Origin of the sequence: Methylobacter sp., assembly GCF_004322395.1 — a bacterium.
GTDB lineage: Bacteria > Pseudomonadota > Gammaproteobacteria > Methylococcales > Methylomonadaceae > Methylobacter_A.
In genome coordinates this window covers 36,767-62,410 of record NZ_SCTW01000044.1, presented here as the reverse complement: position 1 = coordinate 62,410, position 25,644 = coordinate 36,767, and the positions used below count along the sequence as shown (strand labels likewise).

At 46.6% G+C, this 25,644-nt stretch carries 26 protein-coding genes; 6 read left to right on the top strand and 20 right to left on the bottom strand.

What is annotated here, in order from left to right:
* The first annotated feature begins 25 nt into the window (after positions 1-25).
* From minC to EPO18_RS06325, 4 genes are read left to right on the top strand one after another with little or no spacing between them, the layout of a single operon-like run.
* A complete protein-coding gene (gene minC / locus EPO18_RS06340; RefSeq protein ID WP_292432118.1) occupies positions 26-814 on the top strand; it encodes a septum site-determining protein MinC in 789 nt (262 codons plus the stop codon).
* A gap of 29 nt (positions 815-843) precedes the next feature.
* The gene (gene minD / locus EPO18_RS06335; RefSeq protein WP_292432115.1) at positions 844-1,653 is read left to right on the top strand and encodes a septum site-determining protein MinD; all 810 of its coding nucleotides are present in this window, start codon (positions 844-846) and stop codon (positions 1,651-1,653) included.
* Complete coding sequence (minE, locus tag EPO18_RS06330) at positions 1,653-1,931, top strand: cell division topological specificity factor MinE (protein ID WP_292432112.1); 279 nt, start codon at positions 1,653-1,655, stop codon at positions 1,929-1,931. The genes minD and minE overlap by 1 nt, the downstream gene beginning before the upstream one ends.
* Positions 1,932-1,946: 15 nt before the next feature.
* Entirely contained in the window at positions 1,947-2,144 is a 198-nt protein-coding gene (locus tag EPO18_RS06325) for a winged helix-turn-helix domain-containing protein (protein ID WP_292432109.1), read from the top strand.
* Between the two features lie 109 nt (positions 2,145-2,253).
* On the opposite strand, the gene rapZ is transcribed toward EPO18_RS06325, so the two are convergent.
* The 10 genes from rapZ to EPO18_RS06275 form a co-directional block, all read right to left on the bottom strand.
* On the bottom strand, positions 2,254-3,111 hold the full coding sequence (gene rapZ / locus EPO18_RS06320; RefSeq protein WP_292432106.1) for an RNase adapter RapZ: 858 nt from the start codon (positions 3,109-3,111) through the stop codon (positions 2,254-2,256).
* Positions 3,112-3,187: 76 nt separating this feature from the next.
* Positions 3,188-3,478, bottom strand: coding sequence for a ribosome hibernation-promoting factor, HPF/YfiA family (gene hpf / locus EPO18_RS06315; protein ID WP_292432103.1), 291 nt, complete (start codon positions 3,476-3,478; stop codon positions 3,188-3,190).
* Positions 3,479-3,525: 47 nt separating this feature from the next.
* Positions 3,526-4,971 carry an RNA polymerase factor sigma-54 gene (locus EPO18_RS06310; protein ID WP_292432100.1) on the bottom strand — a complete coding sequence of 482 codons (1,446 nt, stop codon included), beginning with the start codon at positions 4,969-4,971 and terminating at the stop codon, positions 3,526-3,528.
* A gap of 88 nt (positions 4,972-5,059) precedes the next feature.
* On the bottom strand, positions 5,060-5,785 hold the full coding sequence (lptB, locus tag EPO18_RS06305) for an LPS export ABC transporter ATP-binding protein (protein WP_292432097.1): 726 nt from the start codon (positions 5,783-5,785) through the stop codon (positions 5,060-5,062).
* A gap of 55 nt (positions 5,786-5,840) precedes the next feature.
* Positions 5,841-6,398, bottom strand: coding sequence for a lipopolysaccharide transport periplasmic protein LptA (gene lptA / locus EPO18_RS06300; RefSeq protein ID WP_292432095.1), 558 nt, complete (start codon positions 6,396-6,398; stop codon positions 5,841-5,843).
* Positions 6,385-6,954: an LPS export ABC transporter periplasmic protein LptC gene (gene lptC / locus EPO18_RS06295; RefSeq protein ID WP_292432094.1), complete on the bottom strand. Its 570-nt coding sequence runs from the start codon at positions 6,952-6,954 to the stop codon at positions 6,385-6,387. Before lptC ends, lptA begins: the two co-directional genes overlap by 14 nt.
* Before the next feature lie 13 nt (positions 6,955-6,967).
* Positions 6,968-7,513: a 3-deoxy-manno-octulosonate-8-phosphatase KdsC gene (gene kdsC, locus EPO18_RS06290; protein ID WP_292432161.1), complete on the bottom strand. Its 546-nt coding sequence runs from the start codon at positions 7,511-7,513 to the stop codon at positions 6,968-6,970.
* A complete protein-coding gene (locus tag EPO18_RS06285) occupies positions 7,513-8,490 on the bottom strand; it encodes a KpsF/GutQ family sugar-phosphate isomerase (RefSeq protein WP_292432091.1) in 978 nt (325 codons plus the stop codon). Before EPO18_RS06285 ends, kdsC begins: the two co-directional genes overlap by 1 nt.
* A gap of 137 nt (positions 8,491-8,627) precedes the next feature.
* Complete coding sequence (gene pip, locus EPO18_RS06280; RefSeq protein ID WP_292432088.1) at positions 8,628-9,596, bottom strand: prolyl aminopeptidase; 969 nt, start codon at positions 9,594-9,596, stop codon at positions 8,628-8,630.
* Positions 9,597-9,755: 159 nt separating this feature from the next.
* Positions 9,756-10,691 carry a porin family protein gene (locus EPO18_RS06275; RefSeq protein ID WP_292432086.1) on the bottom strand — a complete coding sequence of 312 codons (936 nt, stop codon included), beginning with the start codon at positions 10,689-10,691 and terminating at the stop codon, positions 9,756-9,758.
* Positions 10,692-11,201: 510 nt separating this feature from the next.
* Here EPO18_RS06275 and thiO point away from each other — a divergent pair.
* Both thiO and EPO18_RS06265 read left to right on the top strand, forming a co-directional pair.
* Complete coding sequence (gene thiO / locus EPO18_RS06270) at positions 11,202-12,299, top strand: glycine oxidase ThiO (RefSeq protein WP_292432084.1); 1,098 nt, start codon at positions 11,202-11,204, stop codon at positions 12,297-12,299.
* 38 nt (positions 12,300-12,337) lie between these two features.
* Complete coding sequence (locus EPO18_RS06265; protein ID WP_292432081.1) at positions 12,338-13,351, top strand: quinone-dependent dihydroorotate dehydrogenase; 1,014 nt, start codon at positions 12,338-12,340, stop codon at positions 13,349-13,351.
* Between the two features lie 7 nt (positions 13,352-13,358).
* Here EPO18_RS06265 and EPO18_RS06260 read toward each other — a convergent pair whose 3' ends face one another.
* The 10 genes from EPO18_RS06260 to rlmH all read right to left on the bottom strand — a co-directional run bounded on the left by EPO18_RS06260 (position 13,359) and on the right by rlmH (position 25,528).
* Positions 13,359-13,955 (bottom strand): Uma2 family endonuclease, encoded by a 597-nt coding sequence (locus tag EPO18_RS06260; protein ID WP_292432079.1) that lies wholly within the window; start codon positions 13,953-13,955, stop codon positions 13,359-13,361.
* 65 nt (positions 13,956-14,020) lie between these two features.
* The gene (pmbA, locus tag EPO18_RS06255) at positions 14,021-15,352 is read right to left on the bottom strand and encodes a metalloprotease PmbA (protein ID WP_292432076.1); all 1,332 of its coding nucleotides are present in this window, start codon (positions 15,350-15,352) and stop codon (positions 14,021-14,023) included.
* A 21-nt stretch (positions 15,353-15,373) separates the two neighbouring features.
* Positions 15,374-15,580 carry a DUF2283 domain-containing protein gene (locus EPO18_RS06250; RefSeq protein WP_292432074.1) on the bottom strand — a complete coding sequence of 69 codons (207 nt, stop codon included), beginning with the start codon at positions 15,578-15,580 and terminating at the stop codon, positions 15,374-15,376.
* A gap of 238 nt (positions 15,581-15,818) precedes the next feature.
* On the bottom strand, positions 15,819-17,270 hold the full coding sequence (gene tldD / locus EPO18_RS06245; protein WP_292432072.1) for a metalloprotease TldD: 1,452 nt from the start codon (positions 17,268-17,270) through the stop codon (positions 15,819-15,821).
* Between the two features lie 68 nt (positions 17,271-17,338).
* Positions 17,339-17,917 (bottom strand): outer membrane protein assembly factor BamC, encoded by a 579-nt coding sequence (bamC, locus tag EPO18_RS06240; protein ID WP_292432069.1) that lies wholly within the window; start codon positions 17,915-17,917, stop codon positions 17,339-17,341.
* Positions 17,918-17,919: 2 nt separating this feature from the next.
* Positions 17,920-18,735, bottom strand: a complete 816-nt coding sequence (locus tag EPO18_RS06235) for a carbon-nitrogen hydrolase family protein (RefSeq protein WP_292432066.1) — start codon at positions 18,733-18,735, stop codon at positions 17,920-17,922.
* 12 nt (positions 18,736-18,747) lie between these two features.
* A complete protein-coding gene (locus EPO18_RS06230; RefSeq protein WP_292432064.1) occupies positions 18,748-22,821 on the bottom strand; it encodes a YhdP family phospholipid transporter in 4,074 nt (1,357 codons plus the stop codon).
* A gap of 213 nt (positions 22,822-23,034) precedes the next feature.
* On the bottom strand, positions 23,035-24,489 hold the full coding sequence (gene rng / locus EPO18_RS06225) for a ribonuclease G (protein WP_292432061.1): 1,455 nt from the start codon (positions 24,487-24,489) through the stop codon (positions 23,035-23,037).
* Positions 24,486-25,061 (bottom strand): Maf family protein, encoded by a 576-nt coding sequence (locus EPO18_RS06220; RefSeq protein WP_292432058.1) that lies wholly within the window; start codon positions 25,059-25,061, stop codon positions 24,486-24,488. The genes rng and EPO18_RS06220 overlap by 4 nt, the downstream gene beginning before the upstream one ends.
* Positions 25,058-25,528, bottom strand: coding sequence for a 23S rRNA (pseudouridine(1915)-N(3))-methyltransferase RlmH (gene rlmH / locus EPO18_RS06215; RefSeq protein WP_292432055.1), 471 nt, complete (start codon positions 25,526-25,528; stop codon positions 25,058-25,060). The genes EPO18_RS06220 and rlmH overlap by 4 nt, the downstream gene beginning before the upstream one ends.
* Positions 25,529-25,644 lie beyond the last annotated feature (116 nt).

The following is a 25,644-nucleotide window of genomic DNA, read 5'->3' as shown; positions in this document are numbered from 1 at the left end:
ACTCCTGACTAACCAGATTTCACGGATGTCAACAGACTCTCAACAGAACATTCATTACTCGCCGGTGCTGGAATTTAAAAGCAGCACTTTCTCTGTGCCTGTTTTGGTTTTAGCCGGTAATGATGTCATAACTATCGAGCAGCAATTACAGGAAAAAATCCATCAAGCCCCTGAGTTTTTCAAAAATTCGCCGCTGGTGTTTGACTTGCAGGAACTGAATAAACATGATCTCGACATCGATGTTACTGAGCTTACTCGCGTCATCCGTAAGCTGGGTTTATTGCCGATAGGAATACGCGGCGGTGTTGCACAACAAAACCAACAGGCCCTGGATTTAGGCATTCCTGTACATTCCGGCCATATCGCCAGGGATGGTGTGTATGCCGCAAACCAGTCGGGAACTGGTGCGGCGAGCACAGCGACGTCTTCAGCACCCCCAAAGCAACAAATTCCAGAACCCGAGCCTATGCCTGAACCGCAAACTGTTGCGGCAATCACTACCATGATTACCAATCCTGTCCGTTCCGGCCAGCGTATTTATGCTTCGGGTGATTTGGTCATTTTAGCTCAGGTTAGCGCAGGAGCCGAGATTCTGGCCGAGGGCAACATTCATGTTTACGGCTCGCTAAGAGGCCGGGCGCTGGCAGGAGTTCAAGGCAATACCGAAGCGCGTATTTTTTGTTCCGACTTACAGGCTGAGCTAATTTCGATTGCGGGAAATTATAAGATCAGCGAAGATTTGAATACTGCAATTTTTAACCGGCCCGTTCAGATCTATTTACAAAACCATACTTTAATTATTAAAGACATTTAACTTATACAGGCTCTTTGGAGGAAACATTTGTGGCACGAATTATAGTCGTAACATCAGGTAAAGGTGGTGTTGGTAAAACAACTACAAGCGCCGCCATAGCCATGGGGCTTGCAAAAAAAGGTCACAAAACAGCGGTTATTGATTTTGATGTGGGTTTACGTAACCTGGATTTGATTATGGGCTGCGAGCGCAGAGTTGTTTATGATTTTGTTAATGTTATCAATGGTGAAGCGAGCCTTAACCAAGCATTGATACGCGATAAAAACTGCAATCAACTTTACATTCTGCCTGCCTCGCAAACCCGTGATAAAGACGCCCTGAGCCAGGAGGGCGTAGGCAAAATTTTGGATGAATTGAAAAGAGACTTTAAGTACATCGTCTGCGATTCCCCAGCCGGCATTGAAAAAGGCGCTCATTTGGCCATGTATTTTGCCGATGACGCTTTTATCGTGACCAATCCTGAAGTCTCTTCAGTGCGGGACTCAGACCGTATGCTAGGCATTTTATCCAGCAAATCACGCAGGGCCGAACAAAACGAAGAGCCCATTAAAGAATATCTGCTGTTAACCCGCTATTCGCCTGAGAGAGTCAAATTGGGCGAGATGTTGAGCGTCGATGATGTACAGGAAATTTTATCGCTACATTTGCTGGGTGTTATCCCGGAGTCAAAGTCGGTGCTGAATGCATCAAACTCCGGCACCCCGGTTATTCTCGACGAAAAAAGCGATGCCGGCCAAGCCTATTCGGATGTTATTGCACGTTATTTGGGTGAAGACAGGCCGCATCGATTCATAGATGATAAAAAAGGCCTGTTTGGGAAGCTGTTCGGGAGAAAATAATGAGTTTACTGGATTATTTTAGGACATCCAAAGCCAGCTCGGCATCACTTGCCAAGGAAAGACTGCAAATTCTGGTGGCTCACGAGCGTAGCTCCAGAAACCAACCTTCTTACCTTCCTCAATTGCAAAAAGAATTACTGGAAGTCATTCGAAAATACGTTAACGTAGATCAAGACGCCATATCGGTTAATTTCGAACAAAACGACACTCAGGAGACGCTGGAATTAAATATCGTGCTACCTGAACATCAAAACAAGACTCCTAAAACAACAATCTAAGCTAAGGTGACCACCATGTCTAATACAATCGGCGAGGCAGCAGGAATAGTCTGGAATTATCTGGATAATAACGGACCGTCCAGTGTAAATAAAGTTACCACTGAAACAGGCATCAATAAAAACGATGTTCAACGCGCCATAGGTTGGTTATGCAAGGAAGACAAACTGTCTATTGAGATGATAGGCCGAGCTGAAACGCTGTCGTTGAAGTAAAGCCGATGTAAAGACCTTACTTACACGGATGTAGGTAAGGGGCGTGCGCACAACTCCTCTGTACCAACAATAGGTAACCCGCAAACCTATTCTCTTCTAAAAAATAGGCTTATTGTAATTCCCTATGCCGGACAATTACATTTAAAAAAGGGCCTTTAAACTGCTTGGCGAATGCATCTGCCAAATAAATTGAGCGGTGCTGGCCACCTGTACAGCCTATAGCCACAGTCAGATAACTACGTCCTTCAGCTTCAAATCGGGGAATCCATCGTTCAAGAAATCCGGTGATATCTTTAAAAAATTCGGCAACCAATTCCTGTTTGTTGAGAAAGTCGATAACCGGCTGATCTTTTCCAGTTAGTCCACGCAATTCCGGAATCCAGTATGGATTCGGCAGGCTGCGGGCATCAAATACAAAATCGGCATCTAACGGGACACCGTGTTTGAAACCAAATGATTGAAACTGCAAAGAAATATTCTTAACATCCCTTTCACCAACCTGCTCCCTGATAAGTTCACGTAACTGGTGATAATGTGTTCGACTAGTATCAATGACCACGCTCGCGTGTTTGGCAATCGGCTTTAGCATTTCCTTTTCAATTTTTAACGCTTCTCTTAACGGCACATTTAAATCCGTCAAAGGATGTCGCCGCCGGGTTTCGCTGTAGCGCTTTAATAAGGTAGTCTCTTCAGCTTGCATAAAGATAATTTCACAATCAATTTGCTTATTGCGTATTAACTCCAGGCTTTCGGAAAAGTTGGCTAGGCTTTCGCTCTGATTCCTTGCATCAATGCCTATAGCTGTTTTTGCGTAGGTTTTTTTATCCACCAACAGAATGTGATTGATAAAGTCTTCCAGCAACATGACCGGGAGATTATCAATACAATAATAACCGCAATCTTCCAGTGTATCCAAAGCGATACTTTTACCCGAACCGGAAAGACCGCTGACGATCAATAATTTCATGAAATCAGGTTCAAGGTAAAAGGCTCAAGGTTCAAAAAAGCACCTTTTACCTTGTCCCTTTTACCTTGCTCCTACCTTATCTATGCTGTGAGTTTTTTTCTTTATGCTTGATAATTTGACGATCCAGTTTATCCACCATAGCATCAATGGCGGCATACATATCTTCCTGATGATCTTCGGCAAACAATTTAGCTCCACTCAATTGCAACGTTGCTTCAGCCTTTTGAACTAACTTTTCCACGCTTAAAATAACGTGTACATCGGTAACATTATCAAAATGACGCGCTAATTTTTCAAATTTTGAATCAGTGTGTGCTTTTAAAGCGTCAGTTACTTCAAGATGATGGCCTGTTACGATGACTTGCATGAGATAAACTCCTTAATGATGATTGTTTTTTTATTTGCCAGACCGCGTTATAAAATACGCTTACGCTGACTTGATGATGAAATAAGCATCGCTTCACGATACTTGGCAATTGTCCTTCTAGCAACATTGATGCCTTTTTCCTTTAATAGCTCGGCTATTTTACTATCACTTAATGGTTTTGCCAGATTTTCATTACTAATTAGCTCTTTAATAAAGGCCCTAATGGCCGTGGATGAACATTCCCCCCCTCCTTCTGTTGAAACGTGACTGGAAAAAAAGTACTTAAATTCGACAATACCGTTAGGGGTATGCATATATTTTTGCGTGGTCACTCTGGATATGGTCGACTCGTGCAGCTCCAGTTCTTCAGCAATATCCCTCAACACCATAGACTTCATTGCGATAGAGCCATGTTCAAGAAAATCGGTTTGCTTATCCACGATACATCGGGCAACGCGCAATAAGGTATCGTTACGACCCTGAAGACTTTTAATAAACCACCTTGCTTCCTGCAAATGATCCTTCATACAGGTGTTATCTTTGCTGTTATCCGCTCTTTTTATCATGCCTGAATAAAAAGGATTAATGCGCAATTTAGGCGCAATATCAGGGTTCAGGTTAACTTGCCATTTATCATTTCGCTTAACCACGTAAACATCAGGGATAACATACTCGGAATCCGAATCCTGAATTTGCGCGCCTGGTTTAGGATCCAAGCTTCTGATTAATGCCACCACCTCATCCAGTTGGATCTCTGTCAGGCCCAATTTACGCATCAGTTTTGATTGCTCATGCGTAGCTAATAAATCCAGATACCGGGTAACAAGAATCAGCGCCTCAGCTTTATGAGGTGTCGCTTCCGGCAATTGCTGTATCTGTAATCTCAGACAGTCTTTTAAATCAATCGCTGCAACACCGGCCGGATCAAAGTTTTGCACCCTATGCAGTACCGCGTTAACTTCATCGAAATCCAAGTCGTCTAATTGGCTCTGCAAACCCTGGAAAATTTCTTCGGGGCTACTAATCAGATAGCCGTCTTCATTAATGGAATCAATTATAGCCATCGCAATAGCATGATCCCGCTCTGAAAACGAGGTCAACTCCACTTGCCATAATAAATGATCAAGCAAAGTAGAGGACTTACTGCGCTGTGTTTCGAATTCAATAGTCTCTGCAGAGTTAGAACCCGATTCCATCGCATATTCATAAACATCATCCCAGGAAGAATCAATAGGCAGCTCATCCGGTATGTCTGTTTGCGAACCTTGGCTGGTCAGTAAATCCGAATTATCGATTTTTTTCTCGGGTATTACTTCGGCTTCCTGAACAGTGGCTTCTTCCTCATTAATTTCCAGCATCATATTAGACTCAAGAGCCTGTTGAATCTCCTGCTGCAACTCTAATGTCGACATCTGCAACAACTTGATCGCCTGCTGCAATTGCGGCGTCATAGAAAGCTGTTGACCCAGTCGAAGATTTAAGGATTGTTTCATTCGGTTACGTTTTTTAGTAAGGATAATTCCCGGTGGACATTCTATTTTTGTTTAGTCGAGCGGGCAATTGCAAAAGATTGCCTCTGCATTAAAGACTAAAATTATTACCTAAATAAACTTTACGCACTTCCTCATTGGCAACGATAGCTTCCGCTCCGCCTTCTGCAATCACTCTACCGTCGTTAAGTATATACGCACGATCACAAATGCCTAGTGTTTCCCTAACATTATGTTCAGTGATCAACACGCCGATGCCGCGCTCTTTCAAATGCTCTATAATTTTTTTTATGTCATCTACCGATATAGGATCAACACCGGCAAAAGGCTCGTCCAACAGTATAAATTGCGGATTGGTCGCCAATGCTCTGGCAATCTCGACACGTCGCCGTTCACCACCCGATAAGCCCAAGGCAATTTGGTCGCGCAGATGGAGGATATGGAACTCTTGCAACAATTCCTCGATCACCAGCTCTGCCTGTCCCTCAGATAAATCCGAACGAATTTGCAAGACTGCGCGTAAATTATCCGCCACACTCAGCTTTCGAAAAACAGAAGGTTCTTGAGGCAAATAACCTATTCCTAACTGCGCCCTCAAATGCATCGGATGATGGGTGATAACTTGGGAATCGAGAGTAATGTCGCCTTCATCGGCTTTGATCAGCCCTACCATCATATAAAAGCTGGTGGTTTTTCCAGCACCGTTAGGCCCCAGTAAACCAACGACTTCACCGGTATCGACATGCAATGAAACGCCGTTAACCACGTTGCGCTTATTGTAATTTTTAATCAGCTGTTTTGCGGCTAGTCTGGTCATGCTTAAAAGGTCAACGGTAAAAAATAAAAAGATATATCTTGTGCCCTGCACCTTATCATTTGCTGCCGTCCTTCGCGGCCGGTTGCTGCTCTTTTGTTTTAGGTTGTATTACGACGTGGACACGTTTAGTAGCCGATTCTTTTTCTCCCGCCTTAACCAGCGAAGTTTTCAGATCGTATTCAATAAAGTCACTGGAATAGGCTCCAGTGCCTTGCCAGACGGTGGCTTGATCAATGAGAATAAGCAAATTCTTTTTAGGATAATACTCACCTATTAACGCTTCACCTGTTATATCTTGGTCGCCCTCGTGAGGGGTTTGCTTAAATTTTGCCTTATTACCGGTAAATATCATTTTGTCAGCTTCACCGTCTATGAAGTAAACCACCAACTTGTCCGAGTTCACTCGAATGCTGCCTTGAATGGAGATCACATTACCCGTATAAGTACTGATGGCTTTTACATCATCGTAAGTCGCTGTATCGGAGTCGATGACTATCGGTTGATCGCCGTCGCTTTCCAAAGCGTAAACACCCGCGCTAAAAAAAACCAATAACAGTAAATACCAGCCACTCCCACGTAGCGCACCGCCGAGAGATTTTTTATTTTGTTTCATAGTTACCCTTTACATGAGAGAGCAATTCCAGATGAATCGGCTCTGCAAAAACCAGTTTCATACCGATCCCTGTAGTCCAGCTCGGCAAACTGATAAGTTCTGCCCATGCATCCGTTTCTGCATAACTGGTCGCCGGTTTTACTTTTAAATTGAAAGTGTAGATTTTAAGCTCCCTGACGCCTTCGGCTGCAGCCCTGTCGACATAAACCTTGCCGTTTAACAATAAATCATTGCCATCGGCAGACAAAATGCCAGTTTCCGATTTAACCACCCACGGCGGTGTTTTCTCGTTATAAAAAAACATTAATGGATTTACCATATGCGTGGTGAGATCATCGCTGTAATGAGTCATTTGATCGGCAATTAATTTACTCTTTGGTTTGCCAAGCTCGCTCATTTCCCATTTCGTATAGCCCTTGCTGAAATAATCAGGACTGTGCGGGGGAACCGTTATACGGCTAAGTTCATCCGAACCGGTTAATTTAACCAGCCACCAGCTCATTAATGCAATAATGATCAGGTACAGATAATTATAGTTGCCATTTAACCTAGTCATTTTACTTCATGCTCTAGCAGGTCAGGTAAGTATTCAAGACTTCATCAAAACGCCCTTGCGCCTGCATAATAAAATCACAGACTTCCCTAACCGCGCCCTGTCCTCCAGGCAATGTCGTACACCAATCGGCGCGTTGTTTAACGGCAAAGTTGGCATCATTAACCGCAATTGCCAAGCCTACTCTAATCATTATAGGCAAATCCAACAAGTCATCGCCGACATGCGCTGCCTGTTCGTGAGTGATACCCATCAGCCCAATAATCTCGTTAAATGCAGCGACTTTATTTTCATGGCCTTGATACACATGTTCAATGCCCAGATTTTTCATACGTAGCGCAACCGAGCTCGACTTACGTCCGGAAATGACCGCAACCTCAACACCGGTCTGCCGCAGCAACTTGATGCCGTGACCGTCCCTCGCATGAAACGACTTGTATTCGTTGCCTTCACTATCGAAAAACAAGCGACCGTCCGTCAACACCCCATCCACATCCAAAATCAGTAATTTAAGTTTTTTGGCTTTTTCCAAAATGACTAAGCCATGTTCCATGTCGGTCATCATACGATCCCTGCGCGAATCAGATCATGCATATTTAAAGCGCCTATCGCTCTTTGCTGCTCATCAACAACAATTAACGCATTAATCTTTTTCCGTTCCATAATTTGCATGGCTTCAGCCGCTAAAATATCCGCCGAAATAACCGCACAATTAGGGGTCATGACTTCAGTAATGGAGGTTTTGTGTACATCAAGGTTTCTGCTCAGCATCCGCCGCAAATCGCCATCGGTAAAAATACCAGTGACGCGATTATCCGCATCGACAATCGCTGTCATGCCCAACTTTTTTTCGGTCATTTCCAACAAGGCATGACTAATAAGCGCAGACTCCGATACTGAGGGCACTTTTTCGTCGGCATGCATAATATCACCCACCATCAGTAATAGTCGCCTGCCTAAACTCCCTCCGGGATGAGACAAGGCAAAATCATCGCGAGTAAAGCCCCGCGCTTCGAGCAAAGAAACCGCCAGCGCGTCGCCCATCACTAATGCCGCGGTGGTGCTGGAGGTAGGCGCAAGACCCAGCGGGCAAGCTTCTTGCTCAACAGCCACATTGATATGGGTGGTGGCAAACTTGGCCAATGTTGAGGCCGGGTTTCCGGTCATAGCTATTAACGGTACGCCCAGCCGTTTAATAATCGGCAGTATCGTTAAAACTTCCTCGGTTTCCCCGGAATTTGATAGGGCCAGCACGACATCCTGCCGGGTAATCATACCCAAATCGCCATGACTAGCTTCACCGGAATGCACAAAAAAAGCGGGCGTTCCGGTACTGGCCAAAGTTGCGGCAATTTTGCCGGCAATATGCCCTGATTTACCCATACCGGTAACCACAACACGACCTTTGCAGTTGAACATTAACGTGCAGGCGAGCACAAAATCATCATTAATCTGATCGGCTAAGGCGGCAATCGCCTGCGTTTCCACCTGGATAACAGCTAAGCCCAATTTACGGAGCTTTTGATCATGTAATTTCATTTATCTGTATAAAATGTATTCAAGTCGCTCAAGTTCAGCGCTTCTCATGTTTCCTATAAATTGCAACAACCTGGAAACTTAATTAATTTGTGTAATGATAAAACATTTACGGTTTTATAGGGCAGTTGAATGCAAATTTAAAGCGATTTCGAATGATAATAGTCGTGCTCGGCAAACCGGTCGGTTACGGTAACCAACGCATTGACCATTTCCTTACCTTGAGCAACATGCCCTGCATTGGGCAATACGACATATTCGGCATTAGACAATACTTTATGCAAGCTGTAGCCTGCTTCCATCGGACAAACAAAATCCTGACGCCCATGAATGATAACCGTTGGAATTTTAGCCAAGCCGCTACAGTTATCCATGATCTGATTTTCCTCAATAAAATAATGATGCCTGGCATAATGCAATTCCATGCGCACCTGTTTGACCATTTTCTCCGTCGCATGTTCGCCTTTCGGGCTCGGCTGATAATCATTGCCTAATGATACCTGCCCGCCCCAAGCCATCCATTCCTTGGCAGCCCGTCTTTGCGCCACCTCGTCTTCGCCCCATAATACATCGCACAGACCTTGCACCAAATTACCCTGACTCTGTTCAGGAATGCTTTCAACTAACCGTTGCCATTGCTCAGGATAGATCCTGCCCGCACCATCTTTGGCAAACCAATCTAAATCCTGCTGCCGCGCCAAAAATACTCCTCGAATAATCAAACCTGCTACTTTATTTTTATGCTGCTGAGCATACAACAAAGCCAACGCCCCTCCCCACGATCCGCCAAATACCAGCCATTGATCAATAGTTAAATGATTACGGATACGCTCCATATCATCAATCAAATCCTGAGTAGTATTATTTTCCAATTCGCCAAAAGGCAACGACAGGCCGCAGCCGCGCTGATCAAACAAAATAATGCGGTAAAGCTCGGGATTAAAAAAACGCCGATGATCCGGCTTGGTGCCAGAGCATGGCCCGCCGTGAAGAAAAACAACAGGAATACCGTCAGGATTGCCGCTTTGCTCTACATACACGACATGCTTGCTGCCGGTTTCGAGAAAAAATGTTTGATAGGGCTGAATTTCAGGATAAAGGGTTTTCATGGCTTGTAGCGTCTAATTTAATTTATTTCCCGGCAGAAACCGGAAAAATGCTATTTTACCTTGAGCTTTTGCCATGCACCTCTTTTTAATTCTGCAGGCATAAAAAAAGGGAGGGGTTGAGCCCCTCCCTTTTGTCGGATTTGTTTTTAAGCGTTTAGCTTAGAAACCAAGTCCAATGTAACCGCCAGCAGTAACTCCGTCTGTTCTAACCCCATCAATATTACCTGTAGTAAGGTGATAACGAGCATCAGCACCAACGAAGATATCTTTCCATATTCTGTAATCGGCACCTAAACCAAACTGCATACCTGGACTCAACACGGTAATTGCATCGGATGGTGGACTGATCACATTAACTTCAAAACCTACAGGAATCAACCAAGGTCTGAAAGGTTTATTTTTCAGGAATTTGATTTTTGGCGAAGCCGCTAAAGTAAACTGGCTGACAGTTGCAGTTTCGGAATTTGCAGCAGGCAACCCTGTTACCGTTGCTAAACTGCCGATACCTAGGCCATTCCCTGTTGCAGTGGCATTTATGCCATTTTGTTTCCGTGTACCAATTTCTTTATAGTCAAACATCAGTTCACCCAACACTTGAGTATTATCCATCATACCCCATACATCATCAGTCAGACTAAAATCAAAGCCGGCACCGAAATACCATGCGTCCTTATCGCTTATCGGACCATTTACCAAACCATTTTGGTTTCCGAGAGCTCCTAATGATGTTGGATCCAGCGTACCGCCTCTTTGTGCATTAGAATGTGCATAACCGCCACGGAAGAAAAGAGTATTATCGTGGTGATCTTTTTTAGCCGGTTTGCTTTTAACCGATGTCATCCACTGATCCAGCTCCTGAACTTTGGCAGACTCTGCACTAGAATGGGGACGGCTTGCTTCCGCTCTTAAACGGCTTATTTCTGCCTGCATGGCTTGCAATTGCGCTTCCAATGCATCAACTTTACTGCTCACACCTGCTACTTCAGCATGATGCTGCGCCTTTGTGCCGGCAACAGCTTGTGGAGAAACCATTGCACCGGTCATTGTTAATGTTGCTGTCGCAATGCCCAGCGCTAGTTTAGTTTTATTGATCATTTATCCCCCTCATGAGGTTGTTATTTTACAAAAATTTGCTTTAATACAACAAAGCCTATCTTCCGGTGTCAATAGTAGCAGTTAAATCATTTCCCTACAAGTTTAAACGTCATTTTTTGAATATTAATTATTTCTTATTTATCAACAATTAAAAGATAATATCCGCTCCAAGACTCCGACTGTATGCAAAAAACAACAAATTATTCAGTTTATTCATCCAGACCACAGTTATTATTTTTTACGCTTTTTTCAAGCAAAATAAAGCAAACCTATCGTTAGCCAACATATAGAATCAACACTGATTTAAAGATGATATTCATTATAATGATTATAGAGTCACTGCTTTCTCACTAAGTCAAAGCCGCCTATTTGATACTTGTTTCTCAAAAAAACACATGAAGTTGAATGGATAGATTTCCTGCTAACATAAATTGGCAATAATCGTGATTTATTCTAATTAACTGTTTAGCCCTACCTAATTTATTTTTACCCTGATCTTTTTTATATATCATGATTACAACCCCGGACATCACCATCATTGGCGGCGGCATTATCAGCTTACTAACAGCCCGCGAGTTTATCAAGGCTGGCGCGACCGTCACGATTATTGAAAAAAATGAACTGGGCCGGGAATCATCCTGGGCGGGAGGCGGTATTTTGTTGCCGCTTTATCCATGGCGGCAACCGGATGCGATTACCCGTCTGGTGATACAAAGCCTAAAACTGTATCCGGCTTTGGCCTCGCAACTAACTGCCGAAACGCAGATAGACCCGGAATGGAATCCCTGCGGCTTGCTGATCGTTAAAAATCCCGATGTTACTGCGGCTGTTGAGTGGTGTAACACTAACAATATTTTATGTCGGCCTGCCGGCGCGGACTTTTTTAATATGTTGAATACCGTCCCCGACCAGCCGCTTTGGCTGCCCGAGATTGCTCAAGCGCGCAATCCACGGCTGGCCAAATCATTAAAACAAGACATGATCAATAAAGGCGCTACGCTAATAGAACATTGCGAGTTAAAAGCCGTTAACGTCACTAAAAACCGCATCACTTCTATAGATACCTCTTCCGGCCAGTTCACCGTCAACCAATTGATTATTGCTGCGGGCGCCTGGACAGGGCAATTGTTTCGGCAGTTTTTGTCGACCGCCGGCGATGCGCCAAAAATTGCTCCCGTTAAGGGACAAATGCTGTTGTTTGACGCCCAGCCGAAAACACTGAGCTACATGGTGCTGGATGGCGATCAATACCTGATTCCGCGACGCGACGGTAAAATACTGGCGGGCAGCACGGTAGAGCAGGATAACTTCAATAAGACGACTACGACAGAAGCCCGAGACCGGCTACAAGCTTTTGCGCTAAATTTGCTACCGCCGCTTAAGAACTTCCCCATCGTTAAACATTGGGCGGGGTTAAGGCCGGGTACCGAACACGGCATACCGTATATCTGCAAGCATCCCGAAATCGGCAATTTATGGGTCAATGCCGGGCATTTTAGAAACGGCCTCGCGATGGGGCCGGCATCGGCGCAACTGATGGCCGATCTGGTTTTGCAGCGTGCGACGCAGGTAGCGCCGGAACCTTATCAATTAAACAGCGAACATTAATGGGCGACCAGCCGGTCGCCCCTACACGGTCACAACCTATGAACATTTATCCATTACTTCGCCCTTTATTATTTTCCCTGGATCCTGAAACCGCTCATGAAGTGACGCTTAAACTGCTGAATGCGGCGTATATTTCGGGCTTATCAAAATTAGTCTACCCGAAAATTGACGATAAGCCTGTCAACGTCATGGGGCTGAGTTTTAAAAACCCGGTCGGCCTTGCCGCAGGTCTGGATAAAAATGGGGATTATATTAATGCGCTGGCCGCATTGGGTTTCGGCTTTGTAGAAATCGGCACGGTAACGCCGCGCCCGCAACCAGGTAATCCCAAGCCGCGCCTGTTCAGACTGCCTGAGCATCAGGCGATCATCAATCGCATGGGCTTTAATAATTTAGGTATAGATCATCTGCTGGCCCAGGTAAAACAAAGCGGTTACTCCGGCATTCTGGGCATTAACATCGGCAAGAATTTCGACACGCCGATTGAAAATGCGGCTGACGACTATTTGATCGGTTTACGCAAGGCTTATACACCTGCCAGCTACATTACTATTAATATCTCTTCGCCGAACACCAAGAATTTGCGCCAATTACAACAGGGCGACGAAATCAAAAGCCTTATTTCCGTTTTAAAAGAAGAGCAACTGAAACTGCAACAAGAACACGGCAAATACGTGCCTTTAGTCCTGAAAATCGCACCCGATCTGATCGACGATGAAATAACGCATATTGCCAGACTGTTGCTGGAATTTGAGATTGACGGCGTAATTGCGACTAACACCACCATTGCCCGCGACATGATTAAAGATCATCCGCTTGCTAATGAAGCTGGAGGGTTAAGCGGTGCGCCGGTTAAGGAAAAATCTACTTTGGTCGTGCGGAGATTGGCTGCGGAATTAAACGGCAAGATTCCGGTTATTGCGGCAGGCGGGATTTTAACTGCGAGCGATGCACAGGAAAAATTAACGGCGGGAGCGAGTCTGGTGCAAGTATACAGCGGCCTTATTTATCGCGGGCCGCAGTTGATAACCGATATTGTGCGAGGCCTTTAACCGCAAATTACTGTTGCGCCTGTTGTTCTTGAAAGTAGGAACGAACCTCATCATTGTCGACGCGGGCGTAGATTTCTTCAACGGTCAGCATCAAATCGATCGCGTCAAACCGCACACTGTCGCCCATAAAATAATGATTGGAAACCCAGCCTTCGCTTTTCCGGCAGACTTCAACATCGACAAAATCCTGCTCGATCAACACAAACTCTTTGAGTCCAGGGATACTTTGATAGGCGATGCGTTTGGTCGTTTCATCCATACGCCGCGAGAATTTCGACAGCACCTCGACAATAATTACCGGCGACTCGGTGTAATAATCATGCTGCTTGTTTTCAGCGCAAACAACCATCACATCGGGATAGAAAAACCGGCTGCCGGTCTTGATTTTTAGGCCGGAGCTGAACGGTTCGCACGGTTTGTTTTTTAGAAAGTTACTTAATTCGCCAAAAACATTACCGGCGATTCTTTCATGATTCCGGCTGGCTCCAGCCATCGCATAAACATAGCCGTCAATATATTCATGCTTGATTTCGCTGGCTAATTCACCTGCCAAGTAATCTTCCTCGCTGATCCAAGTTCCGGTCAATTGTAAAGTTGCCGACATGATTCAACCCCTGCTATCAAACTACCGAAGATGATGATTCAATGCGAGTCATCATAACAATAGCTTTATTCCCCGGCAATCGACATCCGCTCAACCAGTATCGAACCAGTGCGAATATTGCCGCGGTAATCGACGTCATTGCCCACGGCGACGATGTTTTTAAGCATGTCTTTCAGATTACCGGCAATTGTGATTTCTTCAACCGGAAATTGGATCACACCGTTTTCCACCCAAAATCCGGCCGCGCCGCGCGAATAATCGCCTGTCACCATATTGACTCCCTGCCCCATCAATTCGGTAATCAATAAACCGGTGTTCAATTCTTTTAACATGCCCTGGTAATCAAGCTTGCCTGGGTCGATCGTTAAATTATGCACGCCCCCGGCGTTGCCAGTGCTGCGCATGCCCAGCTTACGGGCGGAATAAGTACTCAACACATAACCGCGCAAAATACCTTCGCTGACTATATCGCGCGTTTGGGGGGCTACGCCTTCACCATCATACGCACAACTGCCTAAAGCCCCTTTTAAATACGGCTGCTCGTGAATGCGGATAAATTCCGGGAAGACCTGCTTATCCAATGCATCCAGCAAAAACGACGATTTACGATACAAATTGCCGCCGCTGATCGCGCCGACAAACGAACCCAGCAAACCGGAAGCCGTTTCCGCGCAATACAGCACCGGGCACTGCCGAGTGCTTAAGCTACGCGCCTGCAAACGCCGAAGTGTCCGCTCGGCTGCTTTTTTACCCACTTCAACAGCGGATTCCAAATCGCGCGCATTTCTTGCTACGGTATACCAGTAATCGCGCTGCATACTGTCGCCGCGTTGCGCCAATACTGAGCAGCTTAAAGAATGACGGGTTGAAGCATAGCCTTGAAGAAAACCGAGAGAGTTTCCCATCACGCGGATGCCTTGGTGAGTATCCACCGAAGCGCCTTCGGAATTGCTGATTTCTTGATGGTAAGAGCGCGCCGCATCTTCGCATTCAATGGCCAACACAATGGCTCCATCGACCCCGATATCCCACGGATGGTTAAGGTCGAGATCGGGGAATTCGGTAGCCAACAGTTCTTTTTCCGGCAGCCCGGCATATTTATCTTCGCTGGTGTAGCGGGCAATACTGCATGCCGCGCCGACCGTTTCCTTAATTGAAGCGATCGACAAATCGGTGGTGCTGGCAGAGCCTTTGCGCTGACCGAAATAAACGGTCACGCCCAAACCCTGGTCGCAATGATGCTCTATGGTTTCCACATCGCCCAGACGCACCGATACGGACAAGCCGTTTTCCTGGCTCAGGCCTGCTTCCGCGGCACTGGCGCCTTGTTTTGCAGCTTCGTCCAAGATGTCCTGAACGATGTTTTTTAAGTGGTTTATATGTTCGTGATTTTGCACTGTGTTCTCTTAATCTATTTTCTATGCAACTTGGCGATTTATCTGCTGAAATGAAACTTCATTAATATTTGCTTGCGACATTGCATGCTCAATGGTCATACCAATCAAATTTCCATGTTCATCCAAGTCCAGATAAATATTTTCATTAATCTCTCTAGTCTCGAAAACCGGATGCTCTGAAAACTCCAGCAATGCTGTATCGGTATCTTCAAAATATTTAATTTTCATCGTCTACCTCTTTAAATCCTCTGTCGAAGAAAGCATTATGAAACGTCTCTTTATCTTCCAGCAAAATAACCCTTAGATATTTTTCCTCTTCCTGAATAAATCCCCATTTTTTAAACCGCCCATCTGCTTGTCTTTGGGTCTTAATCGGGAAGGCAACAACATTTTCAATCCATTCAAGTTTTATGGCTGCCCTGTCCGCCCTATTTCTTGTATAAAGAAAATATTGAGTGAATTTTACTTAAACGCTAGTTCCGCCAACCGTCAACCCATCAATCTTCAACGTAGGTTGCCCGACGCCGACCGGCACGCTTTGTCCGTCCTTGCCGCAAGTACCGACGCCGCTATCTAGCTTCAAGTCGGAACCGACCATAGACACTTTGGTTAACACATCAGGCCCATTGCCGATCAATGTCGCGCCTTTAACGGCACGGGTTATTTTGCCGTCTTCGATTAGGTAAGCTTCGCTGGCGGAAAATACGAATTTACCCGAGGTAATATCGACCTGCCCGCCGCCGAAGTTTTTGGCGTACAGGCCTTTCTTTACCGATTTTATAATTTCTTCAGGATCGTGCTGCCCCGGCAGCATATAAGTGTTGGTCATGCGCGGCATCGGCAGATGCGCATAAGACTCGCGCCGGCCGTTTCCGGTAGGGCTGACGCCCATTAACCGGGCATTGAGTTGATCCTGCATGTAGCCTTTAAGTATGCCGTTTTCGATCAATACGGTTTTTTCGGTAGGCGTGCCTTCATCATCGATAGTTAACGAGCCGCGCCGTCCCGCCAAGGTACCGTCATCGACTACCGTGCATAAATCGGACGCCACGCGTTCGCCGACGCGACCGCTGAAAGCCGAAGTACCTTTGCGGTTAAAGTCGCCTTCCAGGCCGTGGCCGATCGCTTCATGCAACAAAATGCCCGGCCAACCCGAGCCCAGCACGACAGTCATGTTACCGGCAGGCGCTTCGACGGCTTCCAAATTAACCAATGCCTGCCTTACGGCTTCGCGGCCGTATTCAAGTGCGGTATCCCGGTCGATAAAATAACTGTAATCGCTACGTCCGCCGCCACCCATACTACCTTGTTCGCGCTGCCCGTCCTGTTCTACTATGACGGTTACATTCATCCGCACTAAAGGACGGACATCGGCAACCAAAGAACCGTCTTGCCTGGCCACCAGAATATGTTCATGGACGCCGATTAAACTAACGATAACTTCTTCAATCCGGCTGTCCAGTTTGCGTGTTTCGTTTTCAACCCGGTGCAATAAATCGATTTTCTGCTGATCGGCTAGCGACTTTAGCGGGTTTTGCGTTGCGTAATACTTCGGCCAGTCGATTGGTTTTGTAGAGACCTTGCAATGCAAGGGATCGGCTTCCTGACCCTGCCGCACGATAGCTTTAACATTATTAGCCGCTTCCAACAGTACCGGCAGTTCAATCCGGTCGCTATAAGCAAAACCGGTTTTCTCGCCGAATACGGCTCGGACTCCGGCGCCCTGCTCGATATTATGGCTGCCTTCTTTAATGATGCCGCCTTCCATGACCCAAGATTCAAAATGGCTGGATTGAAAATAAATATCCGCCGCATCAACCGGCGAACTAAGCAATCGGCCCATAATTTTTTCAATATCGCCATCCTGTATGCCGGCAGGCATCAGAATAGCTTGTCTTGCAAGATTTAATATTTCCATCGACGAATCATAATAAAAGATTTAAGTGCAAGGCTAAAGGTGCGAAACAATTTGCACCTTTGCCTTCGTCATTCTTCTTCCAGCTTGTCACGTAGCGTCTTAAACAATACTTGTAACAGATCTTCCGCGCCTTCGGCAGAAGGTTGCGGCATGTCATCTTTAGCTGCACTACTTTGTTCAGTCGCATTGGCCATGGTCGCAGTTACCGTTGTTTCTTCTCCGTCATCCTTGACGGTTAGCAGATAAATAGTCGGATCATCGCTTAAAAAAGCAGTCGCTTTTGCAAAAAAACTGGTTCTATCTGCTGTATCCTGAGTAACGTAATACTGGCCTTTATCTCGCTCATGATCGGTTATTTTGATGCCGCTTTGCTTCAATGCCCGGCCTAAAGTGTTCCATGCCTCGCCAAAAGGCTGCTTGATTGTCAGTTGCGTTGGCGTATTTTGGTAAACATCCGAGCCTAAGCCAGTGATGTCTTTTTTCTTCGGAATTGAGCTGTCGTCGACAGTGCGCTGTTCCTTGGCCGTGCTGCTGATTACTGTTGGCGGACGTTCAAGGGCTTCAGTGTCGCGATAGCGACTTTCTTCGGTGGTTCCGCAAGAAACCAGAAAACCGATTAGCAATAAACTTTTAACTATTACACTCATAATTACTCATTATTCACAAAAAAACGACGATGGCTCAAAGCCGGAAATGCGCCTCGCACTTTTTCCAAACGCTCCAGATCTATTTCCGCAGAAACAAAGCCGCCGCCGGTTTTATAGCAATCCAACACCACACCCCATGGATCGATAACCATGCTATGTCCGAACGTTTTTCGCCCGTTAAGATGAAAACCACCCTGATTCGGCGCAATTACATAACACAGGTTCTCCACGGCACGCGCCCGCAACAGTAATTCCCAATGCGCAGCTCCTGTTTCTGCGGTAAATGCAGACGGGATAACCAGAATTTCCATGCCCATCTTGCGGAAAAACTCTGGAAAACGCAGATCATAACAAACCGCGACGCCCAGCCGGCCAAAAGGAGTGTCAATCACCAGCGGATCAGTACCCGGCTCGATAGAGTCGGATTCGCGGTAAACATCATTGCTGCCAGGAACACTGACATCGAACAAATGCACTTTATCATAACGCGCCACCCGCTCGCCTTGGTCATTGTAAACCAAGCAAGCCGCCCGCACTTTATTGCTATCGTTACCGGCAATCGGAATGGTGCCTCCAACTACCCAAACCGCATACTTTTTAGCGACCGATGACAAAAAACTCTGGATAGGACCTGATCCGTCGACTTCTTTTGCTTTGATTTTGTCCAGTTCATGATCGCCCATTAACGCAAAATTTTCCGGCAAAGCCACCAGTTTTGCACCCGCTTTAACCGCTTCTGCTATCAGCTTTTCGGCTTCCAGCAAATTGGCGCTGACATTAGGACCTGATGCCATCTGTATGGCTGCACATCTATTCATAGTTATCTCTCATTATTGTTCTTCTTGCTGCTGCAACCATGGAAAGTCGGTAATACCATTCCAGGTTTTCTGCAACAATCCGTCATTTTTATGCATCGGTATGATTTCTGCATTTCCCCACGCGCCTTTTACCAGATACTGGGAACCGAAGAAAAACCCTTCCTGATCCTTGCCGGTTAAAGACCGTCCAACCAAAGCCGCTACCTTACCCATAATTGTACCAGCAATAGGCACGGCATCGGCACTTTTAGGCGTGACATCGACAATGTGGTCAACAGATTGATTAACAAGATCGGTATCCCCGCTAATAGCGATTTTTGCCGGAACGGCATCGACGACCAAGTCATGAGTCGATGCAATTCCGTCCGCTAAGTTAAAGTGCCCTTTAATGCCGTTAAAGGTCAGACCTTCCTGGTAAACATCGCTAAAGTCGAGCTGCGCCCGCTTTATCCACTGAGCCAGCGCCAGCATGCCCAGTATCCGGCCGAATCCGGGTTCTATACTTAAGATGCGCCCGTTTTTAAGTTTAACGTCCACTTGACCGTTCAAATCCTCCAGTGAAAATTGATACGGCGCCGCATTCCAATTGACGATGAAATCAATGGCCGCATCGGTTTCTGTCATATCCTTGGTAATGCCCAGTTGTGTCAACAATTGTCCAAAACGAGGGACTTCTATATGGCCTTGGGTATGCGTTATCGTTTTTTCGCCGCTTACTCGCCAGTCGCCCGACAAGGCCAATTTTTGATTTTCTCCGATCAGCTCTACCTGATCAAGATTCATGCCGCCCGGTATGCGCTCGGTTTTCAAGGACAACCGGCCTAGATCAACCGACTGCCACAGCGTTTTTTGACTGGTGAGCGTCAATAAAGGCATAAACTCCGGCGACAATATCTGCGGAGCCGAAGTATCTTTCGGCGCCGCTTGCTTTAGCGCCGAAATATCCAATAATTCCATATCCAGACTGATCCTGTCAGTGCTTTTAAAATCGGCAGGTATCTGAACGCTTCCCTTTGCGAGAGGACTGGCTAATGTCCCAGTCCAATAGTTGCCATCGTGCTTTAGGGATAAATCGAAACCACCTATATCGGTTTTCTTCCATAAAGCATGAGCGCTATGAATCTTTAGTTCCTTAACACCATCGCCTGCGCCTTGAGCCGTTGCCAAGCCTAACCAGTCTTGCAAAGCCAAGCGGTCGCGGTTGATCTCCAACTTTAATCCTGCATCCTGGATCTGGGCAGCTTCACCGTTACCCACCACAACATGCCCTGAATATAGGGATCTTTTTTCGGTATCCAACTGAATCGCCGCTTTCAGTTTATTGTCGTAATTTAACAGCACCGGCAATAACACTTTATCGCCCAGGCTAAACTTCAATAATAAAGGCAAACTTTGTTCCCGGGTTTTGGCCAGTGATTCGGGTAAATCCAACGATACTCCGGACAGCGTCGAGTCCACCACCAATTCAGGGGCAACATCCCCATACGGCAACTCCAGCTTTAACCGATAATCTGCCGACCCTTGGGCGATTTTCCACCACGGCATGTCGAATTGTTTCTGTAAATCCTCAACTCCAACATTTCCCTCCACGTTGACTGTGGTTTGGCTATCCGAACTTTCAATGTTGATTTCTATACGATGCCCCAAGGCCATAGCGTGAATCGTATCGCTATAAACCCCCAGCTCATTGAACTTGAGTTTGCCGTTAATCTTGCTGACCGGCAAGTCCAGCGATTTCACGTTCAGTCTGGCGTCTTTCAACTGCGCCGTTCCATCGACCTTGGTTGGCGCTCCGTCAACCAGAGGAATTTTAAGATCCAGTGTTACTTGAGTATTTCCTTGCGGGGTAATAGACTCCAGCAACGAATCCACCGGTGAACTTAGCGGCGTCTGCTGCATATACGCCAAAACCTGATCGATTTCGCCTTCAGCATCGCCCTGAATCAGTACGTGTTTGCTTTCATTCAAATTTGGAATAGTAACTTCGGCTTGTTTAATGATCACGTTCGCCGCGCCAGCTCCCGACTGGCTTGCAGCATGCGCACTATCTCTGGCGATCGCCGCGCCCGCTCCCGGCGGACTTGCGGCATACACACCATCCCTGGCGATACCGGATTGCCCTTGCAGAATATTAACCTTGAGACCTTCCTGCGAAAACATGACCTCGGCATTCATGCCGGTTATATGAGGCCATTCCGGATCGAATGACAAATCGAACTGCTCTCCATTAAATACAGCCTCGAAAATACCTGGTGCTGTGTTAAACGGAAAATCGTTCAGATTACCGTAAATCAACAAGCCGCCGTTGGTCATGCGTCCGCTAACAAATGCGCGATCCAGCCAAGCGACGACTTCCTCGTCCATAATGCCGACCGGTAAATAATGTTTGACTTCGCTTGCGTCCTCACCGGCAAATACACTCTGTAGATCCATAAAAATCGGTTTGTCCGTTTCGGGAATATCGATACGAAACTGGCTTTTGCTTTGGAAGCTCAATGAATCCAATTCAATCGCCTGGCTCGATACAGACCAATGATCATTCGCTTGCAGCCAATCAAGCGTACCTTGAAGACTGCGGACCGGCAAGGATTCCCGGAACAGGTCCGGCGCAACCAGCACAGCGTCTTTAGTCGCAAAAGTAATAGCACCCTGCTTTTCACTGCCCTTTATGTGGCCGGTCAAGTTCTCTATACCGGGAACCGACAACAATGGAGCAACACTGATATTGGTAAACCTGCCGTTAATTGCAATCGCTTTTGCATCGATATCGGCAAACAAAGAAAGATTCTCCAACGCTCCTTTTAACTGGGCTTTCGCCAGTATTTTGTCCTGCTCATCAGGCAACGGGACGAAGAACTGCGCCAATTCTGACACTTCCTGCAAATCAAGCTGTTCGACAAACAGCGCCGCCTCAGATAAAGAATTATCATTCATGCGCTGACCCGCAACGCTAAACACGGCGTCCGGCCATTTTTTAACGAGACGCTCCGGACCAGCTAAGGTTTCCAGGGAAAAGTTGCTGACATCGAATTGCCACTGCTTGCCTGCATCGTTGGCAACATCATTCGCCCTCAATCGAAGCCGGGTATTCAGGTCGTTGACGAAAAACTCCTGCTTATCCTGCCGAACCAGCGCCAGCTTTTTAATATGAGCCGCTACATCCATAGATACCAATTGCGATTGCTTCCAATCGCCCCAGATTTTGAAATCGCCGGCGCCGGAATTGATATTTATCCGCCGCCCGGCTTCAGCTTCGCTCAGCCATCGGCAATTAAGACAAACCGCTGGCTGAACGGAGCTAAAACCGGCAGCCAACTCAGACAATAAAACGGCTTTTCCTTCTATATAAATGCTCCCTTGAGTGGTCGCTGGCTCAAAAACATTGCCTTCAAAATCTGCCGACACCCTTAGCGTATCGCCGACTTTTTTCGGCAACTTGATCAGCATATTAAGCCTGTGGCGCTCGCCATCATTGCGAATAGCTAGATCTACTCCATTAAACAACAGTGGTCTGCTATGGTTTGTTTCATCCTGCCAGCTAATTTCGCTTTGCAGGACTTCGTATTTTCCTCCCTGCAACAGCCATTGCGGCTGCCCATCGCTGGATTTTAAGCCAACAATAACAATACTCCCATCCTGCTGCCGTTTAATGGCGAGCTTGGCGCCCACTAAGGTCACCCAGGACGATGACAGTAAATCCCGTTTAACCAGCATATCCAGCACATTAATACCCAGACGTATTTCGTTAAACTCGATAGCGGGTTTGTTATTGCAGACAGAAGCGGATAACAAATCCGCTGCGGGCGGGTTTGTATGCATAGCGCCCAAAGGGGGACAGGCAGGGACAGCTTGGGATGAAATGGCGATATCCTTTAATACCAGCTGAGGATTAAAGCCGCGCATTTTCGCACCCAAGCGGCCTATGGTTACCGGCGTGCCAACCAATTCGCCGATGTGGGTCGCCAAATCAACCTTATAATGTTCAATCCCTGATAATAACAGCCGTACACCGGTCAAGCCGACAGCTACCGAAATTAATGACCAGAAGATGAGATGTCGCGTTGCACGCTTAATATGATGGATCACTAAGAAAGATTAAAGACGAAGGGCTAAAGGCAAAAGATTCATGACTAAGGGCTAAGGGCTAAGGGCTAAGGGCTAAAAATTGTAACTACATTTTATCTTTCCCATAAGAATAAAACCATGGGGACAAAACCGCGGGATTAGGAATAGCATTGAAGGCGTTTGCTCTGTGCTAAAAGTCTTGCACCTTTCGCCCTTAGTCCTTCGCCTTTCGTCTCAAAGCAGCACCACATCATACTGCTCCTGATTATATTCAGCCTCAGCTCTAAATTTGATGCGTACACTCAAAAAAACTTCCAATTCAGCCAGCATATCCGCTTCTTCATCAAGCAGCATTTCCACAACTTCGTTGGATGCCAAAACCAAAATCTTTTGAACTTTGTACTGCCTGACTTCGCGAATAATCTCCCGGAATATTTCCAGGCACATCGATTCTGCGGTCTTTAAAACGCCCCGGCCGCCGCAGGCGCTGCAAGGCTCGCAAAGTATATGTTCCAGACTCTCCCTAGTTCTTTTGCGGGTCATTTCGACCAGACCCAGCACCGATACTTCGGTAATATTGGTTTTTGCATGGTCTTTTTCCAAATGCCGCTCAAAGGCCTGCAACACTTGCTTTTTATGATCCGGACTTTGCATATCGATGAAATCGATAATGATAATACCGCCGAGGTTTCGGAGTCTAAGTTGTCTCGAAATCGTCTGTGCCGCTTCGAGATTGGTTTTAAAAATAGTCTCTTCCAAGTTGCGGCCGCCGACATAGCCCCCGGTATTCACATCGACGGTGGTCATCGATTCAGTTTGGTCGAATACCAGATGCCCGCCCGATTTCAAGTTGACTTTACGATCTAGCGCTTTTTGAATTTCATCTTCTACGCTGTAAATGTCGAACACAGGGCACTCGCCGGTATAATGCTCGATCACCGGCACGATTTCCGGCACAAAAATCTCCGCAAACTCAACCAAGCGGTGATAGGTTTCCCTCGAATCCACCCTGACTCTTTCTATGCCTTCCCGGTATAAGTCTCTCAACGTCCTGATGCTCAGCGGCAAATCCTTATGGATAAACTGCTTAGGCTTGGCTCCTGCAATTTTGGCGGCAATCGATTCCCATAGCTTCAGCAAAAACGTCATATCGGCAATCAATACTGTCTCATCCACGCATTCCGCCGCTGTTCTTGCAATAAAACCGCCGCATTTATGTTCCAGCCTGAAAGCGTCGAGGCACGTCCTTAACCGGACTCGTTCCGTCTCGCATTCTATCCGTTGGGACACGCCGGAATTTTGCGCATAAGGCATATAAACCTGGAACCGGGATGGTATCGATATTTCCGTCGTTAACCGTGCGCCTTTGGTGCCCAAAGGGTCTTTGACCACCTGTACGACAATATGTTGGCCTTCATGCAGATAATGCTCGATATTTTCCGAGCCTTTTTTTTCCAAGTCTTTGGCACACAAATCGGAAAGATGCAAAAACGCCGCCCTGGGCAAGCCTATATCGACAAAAGCCGCCTGCATTCCGGGCAGAACCCGACATACTTCGCCTTTATAGATGTTGCCCACTAAGCCCCGTTGTCGGGTTCTTTCAATGATCAATTCCTGCAAGACGCCGTTTTCAATAACCGCAACACGCGTCTCAGGCGGAGTAACGTTAATTAAAATTTCTTCACTCATTTGAACAACTCAATACCTTGCCTGGATAAAAGTTCCGAAGTTTCAAACAACGGCAAACCCACCACTCCGGAAAAACTGCCATTAATCGACGCTACAAATACCCCGCCTAACCCTTGGATTGCATAACTGCCTGCTTTGTCGACCGGTTCGCCGCTTTGCCAATAGGCCTCTATTTCCCACTCTGTCAACTGCCTGAAAGTCACTTCGGTAATGCTTACCGCCTGACCATGTTCCTTGCCTCTAAGCGAAATTGCACTATAAACCCGGTGCATTTTACCGGACAACTGTCTTAACATGGTAAACGCATCATCCCGATCTTTAGGTTTTCCCATAATCAAGTCGTCCAAAACCACAGCAGTATCTGCCGCCAGAACCGGCAAGTCGGCGCCCAACTGCGCGATACATGCCGCAGATTTCTCAGCTGCCAACCGCTGCACATACTCCAACGGCGCCTCATTGGGCAAAGGCGTCTCATCAAGATCGACCGGATGAACTCTATAAACGACCTTAATCTGATCCAGCAGTTCCTTTCGACGAGGAGAAGCTGAGGCAAGAATAATCTGCACAGTCATTGTCGATGATAGGGATGGTTGTGGAGAATGCTCCAGGCGCGATAGAGCTGTTCGGCAACAACGATACGCACCAACGGATGGGGAAACGTAAGCGGCGACAAACTCCATGACTCCCGCGCCAGCTGTTTGACAGAATCAGCCAGGCCTTCCGGCCCGCCGATTAATAATGAGACATGCTGCCCGCTTTCCAACCAACGCCGCATCGCTTGCGCCAATTCTGGAGTTGTCCATGATTTACCGGGTATATCCAAGGTTACGATATGCGCGCCTTGAGGGATCGCTGCAATCATGCGCTCGCCTTCTTCTTTGATGATTCTTGCGACATCGCTGTTTTTGGTTCGCTTGCCCGGCGCAATTTCCTTAAGTACCAATTCGCATTCACGGGGCAGGCGTTTGGCATATTCGTCGTAACCCTGCCGCACCCAGCCCGGCATACGGTTTCCTACTGAAATCAGATTTATTTGCATGCGGTGCAGGATACAGGAGAATAGGCTTGCGATGCAATGCGGCTCGAGCGCAAAAAGAAGTTTGCCGTCTATGCTGGATTAGGCGCTAAATAATTTAAGTAATTAACTTATCAGCC